The organism is Nocardia sp. NPDC003999 (assembly GCF_053604885.1).
In genome coordinates, this window is the sequence record NZ_JBSGIB010000007.1 from 80,812 (window position 1) to 94,114 (window position 13,303).

The 13,303-nt window shown below is 67.4% G+C and carries 14 protein-coding genes and 1 pseudogene; 9 read left to right on the forward strand and 6 right to left on the reverse strand.

Annotated elements, in window-relative coordinates:
- The first annotated feature begins 266 nt into the window (after nucleotides 1-266).
- Nucleotides 267-1,229, forward strand: a complete 963-nt coding sequence (locus ACWESM_RS16460; protein WP_452492399.1) for a tyrosine-type recombinase/integrase — start codon at nucleotides 267-269, stop codon at nucleotides 1,227-1,229.
- A 22-nt stretch (nucleotides 1,230-1,251) separates the two neighbouring features.
- On the opposite strand, the pseudogene ACWESM_RS16465 reads toward ACWESM_RS16460, so the two are convergent.
- Both ACWESM_RS16465 and ACWESM_RS16470 read right to left on the reverse strand, forming a co-directional pair.
- Nucleotides 1,252-1,881, reverse strand: a pseudogene (locus tag ACWESM_RS16465) (recombinase family protein); the annotation flags it as partial.
- A 282-nt stretch (nucleotides 1,882-2,163) separates the two neighbouring features.
- Entirely contained in the window at nucleotides 2,164-3,534 is a 1,371-nt protein-coding gene (locus tag ACWESM_RS16470; RefSeq protein WP_452492400.1) for an FAD-dependent monooxygenase, read from the reverse strand.
- Nucleotides 3,535-3,603: 69 nt separating this feature from the next.
- On the opposite strand from ACWESM_RS16470, the gene ACWESM_RS16475 reads away from it, so the two are divergent.
- The 3 genes from ACWESM_RS16475 to ACWESM_RS16485 all read left to right on the forward strand — a co-directional run bounded on the left by ACWESM_RS16475 (nucleotide 3,604) and on the right by ACWESM_RS16485 (nucleotide 6,525).
- Nucleotides 3,604-4,284, forward strand: a complete 681-nt coding sequence (locus ACWESM_RS16475) for a TetR/AcrR family transcriptional regulator (RefSeq protein WP_452492402.1) — start codon at nucleotides 3,604-3,606, stop codon at nucleotides 4,282-4,284.
- Nucleotides 4,285-4,961: 677 nt separating this feature from the next.
- Nucleotides 4,962-5,579, forward strand: a complete 618-nt coding sequence (locus ACWESM_RS16480) for a hypothetical protein (RefSeq protein WP_452492404.1) — start codon at nucleotides 4,962-4,964, stop codon at nucleotides 5,577-5,579.
- A 610-nt stretch (nucleotides 5,580-6,189) separates the two neighbouring features.
- Nucleotides 6,190-6,525: a DUF732 domain-containing protein gene (locus tag ACWESM_RS16485; RefSeq protein ID WP_452492406.1), complete on the forward strand. Its 336-nt coding sequence runs from the start codon at nucleotides 6,190-6,192 to the stop codon at nucleotides 6,523-6,525.
- A gap of 1,012 nt (nucleotides 6,526-7,537) precedes the next feature.
- Here the strand turns inward: ACWESM_RS16485 and ACWESM_RS16490 are convergent.
- Entirely contained in the window at nucleotides 7,538-8,176 is a 639-nt protein-coding gene (locus tag ACWESM_RS16490; RefSeq protein ID WP_452492408.1) for a TetR family transcriptional regulator, read from the reverse strand.
- Between the two features lie 86 nt (nucleotides 8,177-8,262).
- On the opposite strand from ACWESM_RS16490, the gene ACWESM_RS16495 reads away from it, so the two are divergent.
- From ACWESM_RS16495 to ACWESM_RS16510, 4 genes are all read left to right on the forward strand, one after another.
- Nucleotides 8,263-8,922 carry a class I SAM-dependent methyltransferase gene (locus ACWESM_RS16495; RefSeq protein WP_364425585.1) on the forward strand — a complete coding sequence of 220 codons (660 nt, stop codon included), beginning with the start codon at nucleotides 8,263-8,265 and terminating at the stop codon, nucleotides 8,920-8,922.
- The gene (locus ACWESM_RS16500; protein WP_364425583.1) at nucleotides 8,919-9,104 is read left to right on the forward strand and encodes a hypothetical protein; all 186 of its coding nucleotides are present in this window, start codon (nucleotides 8,919-8,921) and stop codon (nucleotides 9,102-9,104) included. The genes ACWESM_RS16495 and ACWESM_RS16500 overlap by 4 nt, the downstream gene beginning before the upstream one ends.
- Before the next feature lie 157 nt (nucleotides 9,105-9,261).
- Nucleotides 9,262-10,506 (forward strand): MFS transporter, encoded by a 1,245-nt coding sequence (locus ACWESM_RS16505; protein WP_452492410.1) that lies wholly within the window; start codon nucleotides 9,262-9,264, stop codon nucleotides 10,504-10,506.
- A gap of 3 nt (nucleotides 10,507-10,509) precedes the next feature.
- A complete protein-coding gene (locus ACWESM_RS16510) occupies nucleotides 10,510-10,881 on the forward strand; it encodes an ArsR/SmtB family transcription factor (protein ID WP_355079489.1) in 372 nt (123 codons plus the stop codon).
- Between the two features lie 219 nt (nucleotides 10,882-11,100).
- On the opposite strand, the gene ACWESM_RS16515 is transcribed toward ACWESM_RS16510, so the two are convergent.
- The 3 genes from ACWESM_RS16515 to ACWESM_RS16525 all read right to left on the reverse strand — a co-directional run bounded on the left by ACWESM_RS16515 (nucleotide 11,101) and on the right by ACWESM_RS16525 (nucleotide 13,007).
- A complete protein-coding gene (locus tag ACWESM_RS16515) occupies nucleotides 11,101-11,493 on the reverse strand; it encodes an RDD family protein (RefSeq protein ID WP_364425578.1) in 393 nt (130 codons plus the stop codon).
- Nucleotides 11,494-11,588: 95 nt separating this feature from the next.
- The gene (locus ACWESM_RS16520; RefSeq protein WP_452492413.1) at nucleotides 11,589-11,945 is read right to left on the reverse strand and encodes a hypothetical protein; all 357 of its coding nucleotides are present in this window, start codon (nucleotides 11,943-11,945) and stop codon (nucleotides 11,589-11,591) included.
- 39 nt (nucleotides 11,946-11,984) lie between these two features.
- The gene (locus ACWESM_RS16525; RefSeq protein WP_452492415.1) at nucleotides 11,985-13,007 is read right to left on the reverse strand and encodes a YncE family protein; all 1,023 of its coding nucleotides are present in this window, start codon (nucleotides 13,005-13,007) and stop codon (nucleotides 11,985-11,987) included.
- 125 nt (nucleotides 13,008-13,132) lie between these two features.
- On the opposite strand from ACWESM_RS16525, the gene ACWESM_RS16530 reads away from it, so the two are divergent.
- Complete coding sequence (locus ACWESM_RS16530) at nucleotides 13,133-13,279, forward strand: hypothetical protein (protein ID WP_355079497.1); 147 nt, start codon at nucleotides 13,133-13,135, stop codon at nucleotides 13,277-13,279.
- Nucleotides 13,280-13,303: the final 24 nt, after the last annotated feature.

Consider the following 13,303-nt stretch of genomic DNA (forward strand, 5'->3'; position numbering starts at 1 on the left):
CAGCCTAGACCACGCCACACAGCAGTTATGCACGAGTCCTATAAGTGACACCAGAGGGGTTTGCGCGAGTCCCAGGGTAAGCGCGAACCCCAGGTCGGCGACATGGTGCGGATCGGCTCCACGGCAGCGCATATTCCCCGCGCGGCCCGCGCGATGGGAGATTAGCGGCGACCCCAGTTGCCCAATCCGCCGCTGATCTCCGCCGTGGTCCTGTCAGTGCCCGCTGCGATGCTGGTACCCAACGGGTTTCGGCATGAAGGGCGGCGGTGAACGACAACGGCCAGGACATGCCAGGGCTGTTCTCCATCGAGATCGCCGCCGACCCGATGCTGGCCGGGTTCGCCGCCGCGCTGTCCGACCGCGACGACCTCGCCACCCGCTCGCGGGAGACCTACCTCGAACGCGTCGGACACTACCTGGGCTGGCTGGCGGCCGACCGCGGCCACGACGACGCCCTGCACTCCCCCGGCGGCCGCAACCGCGCCGTCGACGCATACCTCACCGCGGCCATCGAGGAACGCGGGATCGTCGGGCGCACCGTCAATCTCACCCTCACCGCGCTCACCGTCTTCTACACCTGGCTCGGCCTGGGCGCCCCGGCCACACCGCGGGTGGTGGTGGAGCCGATCAACCCCCGCACCCTCGGCCCCACCGAGCAGCGCGCCCTGCTGCGCGCCGCCGCGGCGCGCGGGCCGCGGGCGTTCGCGATGATCGTCCTCGGCTTGGACGCCGGGCCGCGGAAGTCCGAGATCGCCGCCCTAGCGTTGACCGGCCTGGATCTGGCCGACTGGCCCGGCACGCTCGCGATCACCGACTCCACCGGCAACGTGCGCACCGTCCCTTTGCAGCCGGGCACCCGCGCCGCGCTGGTCGCCTGGCTGGCCGAACGCCGCCGCCTGCTCCGCGGCCACCCCGAACAGGTCGCCCTGTTCCTCACCGAACACGCCCCGCACCGGCGCCTGGCCGTACGCACCGTCGACGACGCCATCCGCGCCGTCGGCACCGACGCCGGCCTCGACATCACCCCCGGCACGCTGCGCGCCACCGCCGAACAACGCATGCTGCGCGAAGGCCTCCCACCCGCGGTCGTCGCCGCCCGCCTCGGGCAGCAAGCACCCGACCGCGACCGGGTCCGCGCCCTGCTCGGCGGCACGGCGGCGCGCCCGCGTAACCGTCTCGCGCTCACCGGCAGTGAGCAGCTCGACTTGTTCGGCGACATCGCGATGTAGACGCGTGGCGCCGAACAGCGCGCTACGCGTCTGTTGCGGGTACGAGGGAGTCGATACGGACGCTGAAGGGGTAGCGGCCCGGTGCCTCGAGTCGAGGACAGACTCGACGAGGGCGTGGGTGTCGTCTTCGAGTACGAAAAGGGATTCCGGTAGCTTTCGCCGAAAATCGGGCGGATATGCCGTAATCGGCTGGTAGAGAGCAGTTTTCGTGTTGCGATCCGGGTGGGACTACGTCCGTGGTGTGGGGCCGCTGGCGATGCGATGGTGGAGCGGCCGACGCTGCATTCCTCGGCGAGGTCGGCCAGGCTCGCGTCGTCATCCGGGTCGTGGTAGCGGCGGAGGATTGTTTTGCGTGCTGCCAGAGGCAGTTTCGGCTGTTGCCCTTGAGCCGGCCTTTCGCGCGGGCTTTGGCCATGCCCTCGCGGGTGCGCAGGTGATTCAGGTTCGCCTCGAACTCGGCGACCATGGCCAGGGTTTGCAGAAAGACCTTGCCGAACGGGTCGTGCCAGTCGTAGATCGAGTTGCCGAGCCCGAACACTATGTCTTGCTTCCGAAGGCTGGTCAGGATCTCGCTGGCTTCGGCCATGTTGCGGGCGAACCGGTCGAACTTCGCCGTGGTCAGCACCACCTGGCGTTTGTAACTGACCGCGGCGGAGGAGGTGACCGCGGCGAGTGCGTTGTCGAGCCCGGTGCGGTTGCGGCGGGTGGTGCCGCAGGGGGTTCATCGGAACAGTTCGCGGAACAACCTCTACGGCACACCGTGACCAGGGCCGGAGTGCAGCGGCTGCGGTGTTCCGCTGACCGATCGGCCAACGGAACACCAGGCCCAGCGACGTCGTTCGTACTTCGGTCGGGATGGGATGGCCGCGTGTTGAACACCGCGTAGGAGAAGAAGGGCCTCCGCGATATACCGACCACCTGCCCGAAGGCGGCGCTAGCTGTACGAGCTGCTCACGAAACCGTCGGGGCGGACCAGCACCGTCCCGTATGGCCAGCTATCAACGAGGTGCACTGGAATGTCGGCCTCCACGCCGGGATCGGCCGTGAGTACACACCACTGCGATCCGACGAGATCCAGCGTGGACACCCCGTCGGCCACCCACATGTGCGGCAGGCGAGATCCTGGGGACCCGTCGAGGTCGAGGGCTACGTCCTCGGTGGAGGGGAGTTCCGCGCCGCCGTACCGGTAGCCCAGGTGCACCACCGGCGCGTTGATCGCCCCTGCTTTCTTGCGCGCCTGTGCCATGTCCTTGCCCCAGTGCAGGGACGGATCGTTGAACCGCAGGCGTGCCTGTTCCATCGTCATGAGGGCCACCGGATGGCGTTCGGCGTGATAGGTCTCCAGCAGTTCGGGCCCGGCCTCACCGCGCAGCACGTGTGCGAGTTTCCACGCCAGGTTGTGGGCGTCGGCGATGCCGGTGTTCAACCCGAACGCGCCCAGTGGGGGGATCGCGTGCGCCGCGTCGCCCACCAGGAAGACCCGGCCGACGGACAGGCGATCAGCGACCTGGCCGCGTCCCCGGAACCGAAGCACACTCCGGATCTCCACTTCGATGGACGGGTCGCCGAGCGCGGTGCGGATGAGTTCGGGAGTCGGCTCGGTGTCGAGGCCGGTGAGGAACACCCACTCGCGTGCGCCGTCGACGGTCACCAGCAGGCCGGTCGCGTCCGGATGCTCGACATTGCACATGGCGAACGGCTCGCTCGGACGCAGATCAGCGCGGAACAGGACACTCGTCGTCTCCCGACCCATCACACCGGGACCGGTGAGGCCGACACCGAGGACCTGCCGGACCCGGCTGCGCACCCCGTCGGCCCCCACTAGATAGCGCGCCCGCACGACACGCCCGTCGGACAATGTCGCGGTGACGCCGCCGGAGTCCTGCTCGAAGGAGTCGAGCGCCACGCCGAACTCCACGTCGCCGGCCTTGGCGATCAGCACGCGGTCGAGAAGGTTCTGACCGCACGTGCCGCGGATCCGGGCCGGGGTGTAGGTGAGTTCGGCTGCGGTCTTCGCCTTCCACTCCACGCCTTCGGCGAAGTCGGCCTCGGCGAGCGTGCGCCCTCTGATCTTGCCCGCCCGCAAGTCGACCGCAGCCTCGTTGACGGCGTGATCCAGGCCGACCTCGCGCAAGATCTCCATCGACCGCGACCCGATGCCGGTGGCCCTGGGGTGGGGCGAAAGGTCCGGCTTCTCCTCGACGACCAGGGGCTCGACGCCGTGGTGGCGCAACAGCACCGCGAGCATCAGCCCGACGGATCCGCCGCCCGCGATCAAAACATCCGTGGATACAGCCTGCTTCATAGTTCAGCCCTTCGATACAGTGAATTACGAAATACACTGTATCGAAGTATGCGATGTATTGTCAGCGGCATGTTGGTGTGGGAGCGGCCCGAGCCGCCGGATCGACGAGTGCTGGCCCCGCTGAGCCGGGAGCGGATCGTACGAGCTGCGATCCGGCTGGCCGACGCGGGCGGGCTGGCGGCGGTATCGCAACGCAAAGTTGCCGCCGATCTGGAGGTCGGGCCGATGCGGCTGTACGGCTACATCGCCACCAAAGAGGAACTGCTCGATCTCATGGTCGATGCGGTCTATGCCGAAATGCGACCGGTCGGAGACGGTTGGCGAGCGGTGCTGCGGTCTCTGGCCGAAACCACCCGGCAGGCCGCGCACCAGCACGAATGGTTCGCCGACCTGATCGGTGGACGGCCCCAGCTCGGGCCGCACGCGCTGGCCAGAGGAGAAGCTGTGGTGGCCGCGATGAGCGGCGTCAACGTGGACATCGTGATGCCGGTGGTCGCGGCGGTCAATGCCTATGCGGTCGGTGCGGTGCGCCGGGAGATCGCCGAGCGGCGCGCCGAGCGGGCCACCGGGATGAACGAGAAGCAGTGGCAGGCCACCTCCGGGCCCTATCTGGAGCGAACCTTTGCCACCGGCCGATTCCCCGCGCTGGCCACGGTCATACGCGACGCCGCCCACCTGGACGCCGACCAAACCTTCCGCACCGGCCTAGAGTTTCTCCTCGACGGCATCCAAGGCCACATCGCGAGCTGACACTCAGCCGAGAGACCAAGATAGGCGCCGCCCATGGCACCAACTCGGCGTTGACGCGCTGAGACGACGCGACTTCCAACGCCTGAAGTCACTATTCCGCGGCGGTGACGGCCTTCTCGACAGGGTGGCCAGCCCGACCCCGGCGCGCGTTCTGCCGGATCACGCGGCGGCTGCGAGGCCGGCGCCGGTGGGGTGGGTGTCTGGTTGTCGCCGGTGCTCCCCGGAAGCAACGCTGATGAACCACACAACGCTAGCCGAAACCTCACGGCCTAGAGTCATTTGAACACTGCAAATGGACACCTGCGTAGGCACGGTGGTGCGGGAGCAATTGACGGCTGCCGTTGCGGGCGGGTCACCGCACAGCCAGGCCAGAGCACCTGAGCGCAGCGGCCAGATGGGCCAGAACCTCACACTATCGAGTGGATTCCGAAGCTCGGATGAGGGTGGTGTTCCGGCGGGGACCATGGGGCCGCCTGGTTCCAGAGCAACCACCACGTGTAGTCGCTGGTCTCCGCGCACCACCACTCCGGCGGATGAACGCCGGACAGTTCTGCCCCGCCCTGTATGCCAGAAAGTCCCGAATGGTGGAGCTATCGCCGCCTGGCTGTCGGAGGGGAACGCTACCGTCCCCTCATACGCGCCTGCACCGAAACGGGCGACAAGAAAAGGAGCCACCATTGGACGAAAAGCTCTCCCCCGCTGACCAACTGGCGTCCGACTTGCGGAGGCGTACCAGGCCGTCGAACGAGCTTCCCGCGATCGTGGCCCTCGACGCTGTGCTCGCGCGCACCGACGACATCGTGATCGCGCTCAGCGGTGCCCGCGCCTACACCCAGGGAATCGAACTATTCCTCCGGCTGCACGTTCGCCAGCCCGGCGCTGTGTCGGCTACCGCGGCCTTCGCAGGACTCCACGGAGGCGGTAGCGACCAGTATCTACTCGGTGTCGAGTTCGCCGACGGCCGCACCGCGACAAACATCGACGACTCCCCCTCGGATGACAACAGCACAACCGCGGTGTTGATGTCAGGTGGTGGCGGTGGCAGCCCCGACTTCAGCAGCTACACCTACTACCTGACACCCGTCCCGCCACCGGGACGCCTGTCGATAATCGTCGCCTGGCCGACCGCTGGAATCGATGAGCACCGCTTAGACCTCGACGCAGAACCCTTCCGCAGCGCCGCCGAACGGGCACAGGTCTTGTGGCCGGAACAACCCACCTCGACGTGGAACCCACCGTCCTCCCCACGCCCCGATCTCGCACCCGGCGGCTGGTTCGCTCACGCACTGAACTGACCACCAGTACGGGCTACGACACGGGGCCGGAGCAGTGTTGACGAGTTTCATCGCAGGTACGGGCGTCAGTGAAACACGTTGTTCAGCGACTCGACCGGCCTCCGTACGGGTCGACGGGATTGGCTTGCAGCCCTCGGCTAGCGTCCCCTCGCACCCACCGGCAGACTTGACATATACAACTCGCGCAGTCCTTACTCCCCCGCTGTCGCAGTAAGGTCCCGCACGCCAAAATGCAGATCCTCCCCGGGACCAGGCTGCTCGGAGCCGCCCGGCCTTCAGCGAGTTTGGGTGCTCCACACCGCAGACGACGCTTGAACAGTGCGACACCCAACCGATGTCGTCACTGGAGCACATTGAATCCTCCCGGCATGTCCGGAGACCCCCGCGGGACATGCTCGGCGAGGCCAGTCCGCCCTTGGACGAGCCGGAATGAGAACAGCCGTCATCGATGACAAGGTAGCGCGCCCCCGTCCGCGCACCGGGCCTTTCCCGTGCGTCCAGCGCGCCGCAGGGGGTGGCCGACTCATCCCTGGGGTGGCTACTTCCGGGCGCGCCGGGGCGGAATCATTAAATCCCACAGGCACAACACCTCTCGAACAGGAACCACACCATGGGGATCACCCGCAACCGCTTCCGCACCTTCGCCGTCGCGACCGCCCTCACCGCCGCCGCGCTCGGCGCAACCGTGCTGGGCGACACCATCGCCACCGCCGACCCGAGTGCCGAGGGTTCCTTCCTCGAGGAGATCAGCATCAACAACGCCACCCTGCCCGGCAAGAAGGCCGACGAGATGGTCGCCGCCGGGTACGCGACCTGCGATCACCTGCGCGGCGGCACCTCGGTACTCGACGAGATCTCCGCGGTCGAGACCACATACCAGTTCCACCAGGGCGTGCTCTTCGTCAGCGCCGCCACCACCAACCTGTGCCCCGGGTTCGTCGGCTAGCTGTGATGTCCGGGCGCTCCTTGTCCGTCGTTGGGGCCAGCGGCCGAAATGTCGGCCATACGAGTACCAGTCCCAGCAGTTCGTCGAGGACGGCCCATTCGTTGGGTTCGGTCGGCATCGTCGTCCCTCTCGCCGGAGTGTTCGCGGAAATGTCGAAGCCGAAGCGCAAGCAGTGCCCTGGCCGCGTCGTTGGTCAGCGCGGGTGGGCTGTCGGGGCAAACCACTTCGATGATGCCTTCTCTGTTAACCCTGCGATTGTTGGGTCTCAGCAGACATGCTGGGACGCCACGCTTTCAACGCCCAGTGCTGGACTGAAGATGGCAGAACGCGCAGTCGCCTCGGAAGACTCAGCGCATGTCCGCAGAGAGGATGTGCAGACTAGCCGAAGCAGCGTACGGGCGCGCATCGAAAACCGATGGCAGTGGACCGAGGGCGAAAGAGTCTGTCCTGCAGTCATTACGGAAGCAAGCCAGCGATGTGGACGAAACCCGAACTTGCAGCGCACTCCGCTCAAAGCAATGCCAGCTACGCCCCGGAAGCGTCTCGATTGTTACTAATCCTTGCGATTCGGTGGACTGCACCCTGCGACTCCATGGTCGTACTCGAAACTGGCTCGGTCGGAAAGAAACAAGACCAGCTTGGCGGCACGCGCGAGGGAAGCGATGAACCAGGCATGGACATGACAGTCTCCTGACTGCCTGTCCGCCGATTCTCCGGAATCCAGGTTACCGCAGCAGGAACACCGCCCCGGACACACCGGGCGACGTGGTCACCACGGCCGCCGGCAACCCCGCGACGAAGCCCGGAGCACTACACCCGCCTCCAACTCCGGGGACTGTGGCAGCCAGCCGGGCGGCCCGTCCTTGCCGATGACTCCCGGCGAATCAGGAGCCACGACTGGCAAGGCCGCTACGGTGTAAAACACCGCCCAACCCGGCGGTGCCGCAGGACTTGGTGGCCATCCGCGACCGCAACCCCTCGCGCCGGATCGGAAGCGCCAGGGAGGCCGATATCAGACTTTGCTGGCGCCGTCGTCGAGTAGTGCGCGCAATGTCATGTGGGCGATGTGGGTTTCGAGTCGTTGCCGGTCGGGCATGACGGCGGCACGGAAGCGGTGTCCCGCTAGGAAGGACAGCACCGCCCATGCGGCCGCTTGCGGGTCGAGGTCCGCGCGCAGTTCCCCGGTTCGCCGGCCCCGCGTGATCATCTCGGCCAGGACGTCGGCGAGTTCGCCCATGTGGTGGCGGACCGCCTGCTCGACAGCGGGCTCGGCCGTCATGGTCATGGCGTCGGCGAAGATCACTCCGAGCGAGCCGGGTGCGTGGAGTTCATCGATGTGGCCGGGGCTGAGCAGGTGGGCCAGCAACGTGGCGACGGAGTCGGTTTCGGAGGCGACGGTGCGCATCATGGCGCACAGATGCCTGGAGGCGTGTGCCACGACAGCGGCGTAGAGCGCGGCTTTGGAGCCGAAATTCTGGAACAGCACCGGCTCGGTGACACCGACACGAGCCGCGATCTGCGCCATGGTGGCGCGCTGGAACCCCGACTCGGCGAACACCACAGTGGCGGCGCCGATGATCGACGCGCGCCGGTCCGCGGCGCGTAATCGAGTGCGCCGCTGTTCGGCGGGATCGGAGGATGCGCGTGCCATGCAGTCATCGTATCCGCCCTTGCCCAACAACTTAGTTACGACTAAGTTATTCACCATCTTAGTCGTCACTAAGTTAAGGAGGGGCCATGGGCCTCGGACATTTGATGCATCACACCCCGAACCCGGACACCGCGGGACTCACCATCGACCACGGCGGTACCTACGACGTGTTCGGCGCGGTGTTCTTCGGCGGACGACGCGACCGGATTTATCGCCGCCTCGCCGAGTTGAGCGGCGCCCGCCCGAGTGACCGCGTGCTCGATATCGGTTGTGGGACCGGATATTTGACGCGCCGCTTGGCCGCGGTAGCCGATGCGGGGACGGTGGTCGGTGTCGATGCGTCGGCGGCGGTGCTCGAGCGCGCCCGCAAGATCACCACCGAACGGAATTGCACCTACTCCGTCGGCGTCGCCGAATCGCTTCCCGGCGAGGACAGTTCGTTCGATGTGGTGACCAACTGTTTGATGCTGCATCACCTGCCGGAGGATGTGCGCGCGACAGCGCTGGAGGAGATGTGGCGGGTGCTGCGTCCTGGGGGCCGCCTGTTGATCGGCGAGTTCCGGCCACCGGCCAACCCTCTGGGCCGCCATCTGGTCGGTGCATTGACCGGTCCTTCGATGCAGCACAATCCCATCCATTTGCTCGAGCCGATGGTCGCTGAAGCGGGTTTCGAGCAAATCGGCTCAGGCGACCTGCATCCCTGGATCCGCTACATCACAGCCCTGAAGCCGGGAGCCACTCGATGAGGCACTCGACGGGCGTGCTGCGGGTCCTCGCTGTTGTGTTGATCGTCATCGGCCTGGCCGTGCATGTGGGGCTGGGCAGCATGGCCGGGCTCGGAGCCGCCGCCGTGGGCCTGATACTGGTCGCGCATCTGCTGCTCGCCGCCGTCGGGCGCCGATGGCTGCACCGCCTCTCCTCGAGATAGCCGCGTCAACGGCTCGGGGATGAACCGCGCCATCCCATCCGCCGCGACCAGCCGAAGGCGTGTGACCGTCCGCGGTACCCTACTCGCCAATAGGTTCGCATCTGCGCACCTATTGGCGTAAGGTCGCCCTTAGTCGAGCGAGTTCGGGAAGGTCAGCGTGATCGAGGTATTGCGGCGTCGCCGGTTCCGGCGGTTGTTCACCGCGCAGGTGGTGGCGCTGGTCGGGACCGGTTTGCTGACGGTGGCGCTCGGGCTGCTGGCCTACGATTTGGCCGGTAGCGACGCCGGGGCGGTGCTGGGTACCGCGCTGGCGATCAAGATGGTCGCCTACGTCTTCGTCGCGCCGGTGATCGCGGCGATTGCCGACCGCGTGCCACGCCGGGTGCTGCTGGTGTCCGCGGACGCGATCCGGGCGGTGATCGCCGTGACACTGCCTTTCGTCACCGAGGTGTGGCAGATCTATCTACTGATCTTCGTGCTGCAAGCCGCTTCGGCGACATTCACCCCCGCCTTCCAGGCAGTGATCCCGGCGGTGCTGGTCGACGAGGACGACTACACCCACGGATTGTCGCTGTCACGGCTGGCCTACGACCTGGAGTCGCTGCTGAGCCCGGTGCTGGCCGCCGCATTGCTGACGCTGATCGACTACAACCTGCTGTTCGTCGGCACCGCCGCCGGGTTCGCCGCATCCGCCGCGCTGGTGGTGAAGACCCCCTTGCCGCGCCTGGTGCCCGGTGACCGGACCGTGCCGCTGATCGAGCGGATCACCCACGGCGCCCAGGTCATGGTCCAGCGGCCCGTGCTACGCGGCCTGCTGGCCATGAACCTCGCCGTCGCCGCCGCGACCGCGCTGGTCATGGTGAACACCGTGATCTACGTCCAGGACCTGCTGCACGGCTCCGCTACCGGTGTCGCCCTCCTCCTGGCCTGCTACGGCGGCGGCTCGATGCTCATCGCGCTCACCATGCCGCGGCTGCTGTCAAGCTTCAGCGACCGCCGAGTCATGCTCACCGGCAGCGCTGCGCTGCCGGTGGGGCTGCTCGCCGCCGCCGCGATCGCCGCGATTCAGCCCTCCGCCGAGCGTGGCTGGTTTCTGCTGGCCCTGGCGTGGACAGCGCTCGGTGCGGGCACCTCGATGATCAACACACCGTCCGCGCGTCTGCTGCGCGCGGAATCGACACCGGAGAACCGCGCAGCGGTCTTCACCGCCCAGTTCTCGCTTTCCCATGCCTGCTTCCTGCTCACCTACCCCATCGCGGGATGGGTCGGCGCCGGAGCGGGCCAGCTCACCGCCGCACTGACCCTGACCGCCATCGCTACACTTGCAGCAACCACAGCCGCCCGCGTCTGGCCCGCGACCACGCCGACCGAACCGGAGGCGGTGCCAGCAGGAAGGCGGTGAACGATGGCAGGGCCTCCGAATCCGGCCGCTGACCCTCCCGTGCCCAGCCTCCTGCACCCGATCAGCCCCGACCAACCGCGTCTGGACGCGGCGACCGGCGCCTTCCGCATGCTGTCCGACCCCACCCGGCTGCACATCCTGTGGATCCTCGCCGACGGCGAAGCCGACGTCACCGCCCTCACCGAAGCAGTCGGCGCCTCCCGCACCGCGGTCAGCCAACACCTCGCCAAACTCCGCTTTACCGGCCTGGTCGACACCCGAAGAGAAGGCCGCCGCATCATCTACCGCGTCCGCGACGGCCACCTCACCCGACTGGTCCGCGAAGGACTCAACCTCGCCGACCACATCGTCACCGGCGAACCACCACACGCCTGACCGATTCGGTCCGGACCGACTTCGCCATGCCATGGCCTTCGCCGATCAGGCTGGACACGACAGGTGTGCACACTTCACCTCGCAGCCACAGTGCAGCGGGCACAGCGGTACCAATTGTCGGGTCGACAGCATGAGCCGCCTGATGCCGCCGAAATATCCGGCGTACGGCCGAACTCATCATGCGAGCTGCGGTCACCGAGACTGCCGTGGTGCATGCGGTCAACGATTCGCTGCCGACTGGCCGACCGGGTGGCGCTGGTCGCGTCGACGCACTGTGCGCAATCCGAAGGCTTGGCCCACGCTCGCGCCTTCGAGCAGGTATTGCAGTCCTATCACCACGAATCCGAACAGCCATCGTGCGACCGTCTGCCACAACCGGGGGCGTCGGCCGTCCTTCCATCGGAGGACCCGCATTCCGAACAGCAGCTTCGCGACACTCCCCCGCAGCAGCAGTGTGCCGAGGACGTGGTTGGCGAATGACAACGCGAGCACACACGGAATGAACGCGCCCAGGAACTCCACGACACCGTTGAAAGCATGAAAGGCACGTTGCGACAATGCGAAACCCACGACCAGCGCGACGAAGGCGTCGGTCACCGCAGCCAGGGCCAAGCGGTTCTCTCCCGCCTGCTCCGGGACACCGACCCCCCGAGGTTCGGGCGACTGGGCGGGTGATCGGCTCTGGTGAGGACCAGGGTGCGTTGCGTTCACGCGACGTATTGTGCCGCCACCCACCAGCTCTCCCCAGGGATGTGGAGGTCGCACCCGTGCGGGACGCTGAAAAACGACAACACGCCCGCGGTGGTGACCTGCAGATCGGTGCGCACCAGCGGGATGCGGTAGGCGGTGTTGTTGTCACCGAACTTGCCGGTGCGCCCGAAAGTGTCGGTGACCGGTTTCCAGTCCGCTTCGGTGGTCGCCACCGGTTGGCGCCCGGACGCGGCGGAAGTGGTCGCGGGTGTGGGCGAGGTGTCGGCGCTCGAGCATCCTGCCGCCGCGGTGAGCGCCAGCAACGCGGCCATTGTGGCCGCGCGTAATGGGGGTCGACGTGTCGAAACTGCCATGGCATGTCCATGTCGTCGAAAGATGTTGTGCCCGACGGTTCAGTGGGTGGGTTCGAACTCCCACAGCACCGGCGCACCGTCGGCGCCCCGGGGGACCGGGAAGTAGGTGTGGTGGGTGGCGGGGTCCAGCGCCAGCGAGTGGGCCCCGTCGGCCAGGTGCGCGGAGCCGACGGCGAGGGTCCGGCCGTCGCGGCGGTCGAACACGCTGACCCAGCCGCTTTCGGCCGCGAGGTAGACCCGGTGCGCGCCCGGGTCGTAGACCAGCACGTCGGGAGTCTCACCGACACGGTCTTGTCCGGTGACGGTGCGGGCGGCCAGGTCCACGGTGACCATGCTGGAGTTGGCCTCGCAGCCGACGAACATCACTCGATCGGCGGCGTCGAGGGCTTGGCCGTGCGGATGGTCGCAGCCCGGCGTCGGGATCCGGTCGGTCACCACGAAAGTCGCGGGATCGATCACCGCCAAATCGTCGCGCCCCTGGACCGCCACGACCATGCGGTCGGTGACCGGGTCGTAGACGACGTTGCCGACCTCACCACCCAACCCGACGGTGGCGCGCACCGCGCCGGTGTCCGCGTCGACGACGGTCTCGGTGCCGGCGTGCTCGTTGGTCGTCCACACCGCATGACGGACCGGGTCATAAGCGAGTCCGTCGGGGTAGTCACCGGTCGGGGCGGTGAACACCACCGCGCCGGTGTCGGCGTCGAAGGCGACCAGCTGGTTGCGGCCGGTCGCGGTGGCATACAGCCGGTGGGTGTCGGGGACCACGATCACCCCGTGCACGTTCGGCACATCGGGCAGGGTGCGCACCACTTGGTGGGCGCGCACATCGACCTCGATTACCTCCCCGGCTCCCATGTGCGCGACGAACAGCCGCCCGCGTCCGGCATCGAGGCTGGTGTAATCGAACCGCACCGGACCGCCGGTCAACGCGACCTGCGCGACCTGCCGCAGCGGCAGCTCACCGGCATGCTCGGGTCCCGGCGGCGCGGAGGTCGAGCATCCACTCACCGCCACGGCTGCGGCGCCCAGCAGCGCCGCGAGGGTGCGCGTCGGGGGCATCACCCATCTCCCACTCGGTGTAACCGTGGTTTCAAAACTACGCTAGGGGCTAGGTGCGGTGAAATGCCGTCACCGGATCGGAGGATTTCGCGCCCGACTCGCCAGCGGCGACGCCTGGGCAATGGGTGATGCTGTCGTATCGCATGCCTCGTGAGCCGTCCACGCCGCGGATTGCGTTGTGGCGCAGGCTCAAACGCCTCGGGTTCGGGCAGATCTCCGACGGCCTGGTCGCCCTACCGGCGGATGCGCGCACGCGTGAGCAGCTGGAATGAATCGCCGAGGACACTCGGCGACCG

Excerpts from the sequence above, each read along its gene's own strand:
- ACWESM_RS16470 (WP_452492400.1), bottom strand. The coding sequence starts at position 3,534 with ATGAAGCAGGCTGTATCCACGGATGTTTTGATCGCGGGCGGCGGATCC.
- ACWESM_RS16475 (WP_452492402.1), top strand. The coding sequence starts at position 3,604 with ATGTTGGTGTGGGAGCGGCCCGAGCCGCCGGATCGACGAGTGCTGGCC.
- ACWESM_RS16485 (WP_452492406.1), top strand. The coding sequence starts at position 6,190 with ATGGGGATCACCCGCAACCGCTTCCGCACCTTCGCCGTCGCGACCGCC.
- ACWESM_RS16490 (WP_452492408.1), bottom strand. The coding sequence starts at position 8,176 with ATGGCACGCGCATCCTCCGATCCCGCCGAACAGCGGCGCACTCGATTA.
- ACWESM_RS16495 (WP_364425585.1), top strand. The coding sequence starts at position 8,263 with ATGGGCCTCGGACATTTGATGCATCACACCCCGAACCCGGACACCGCG.
- ACWESM_RS16500 (WP_364425583.1), top strand. The coding sequence starts at position 8,919 with ATGAGGCACTCGACGGGCGTGCTGCGGGTCCTCGCTGTTGTGTTGATC.
- ACWESM_RS16510 (WP_355079489.1), top strand. The coding sequence starts at position 10,510 with ATGGCAGGGCCTCCGAATCCGGCCGCTGACCCTCCCGTGCCCAGCCTC.
- ACWESM_RS16520 (WP_452492413.1), bottom strand. The coding sequence starts at position 11,945 with ATGGCAGTTTCGACACGTCGACCCCCATTACGCGCGGCCACAATGGCC.
- ACWESM_RS16525 (WP_452492415.1), bottom strand. The coding sequence starts at position 13,007 with ATGCCCCCGACGCGCACCCTCGCGGCGCTGCTGGGCGCCGCAGCCGTG.